The 370-nt window shown below is 67.6% G+C and carries 1 pseudogene; it reads left to right on the forward strand.

Annotated elements, in window-relative coordinates:
- Nucleotides 1–277: pseudogene (locus ADK54_RS16650) on the forward strand (hypothetical protein); the annotation flags it as partial.
- Between the last annotated feature and the right edge of the window lie 93 nt (nucleotides 278–370).

A 370-nucleotide genomic window follows, 5' to 3' on the forward strand; every position in this document is an offset into this window, starting at 1 on the left:
CGCCATCCGCGACCTCGTCAACACCAGAGCGGACCTGATGGACGAGGCCGAGATGCCACCTGTCCTGTTGGAGGTCTACGCGCACGCGGCCTGGCACGAACTGCCCGCCGCGAAATGGGAACGCGGGGACCCGACCATCGAGCACCCGCCCCACGCGTTCCCGGCAACCGCGATACGCGCCTACGCCCGCGAGAACTTCCCACGACTCAAGTCCGAGCAGGCAGCCCTCCTTGGACGGCAGCGCAGGCACGGCAGGCGCACTGCCACTCAACGCTAGTGCTGTGACCGCATAGGTTCACCGGGTTGCTGCGTGCCTGTCGAGGGCGGCTCAGCGATCGGCATCGGAGAGTGGTCCGGCCTTGGTGACAAC

Origin of the sequence: Streptomyces sp. WM6378 (assembly GCF_001279695.1) — a bacterium.
Lineage (GTDB): Bacteria > Actinomycetota > Actinomycetes > Streptomycetales > Streptomycetaceae > Streptomyces.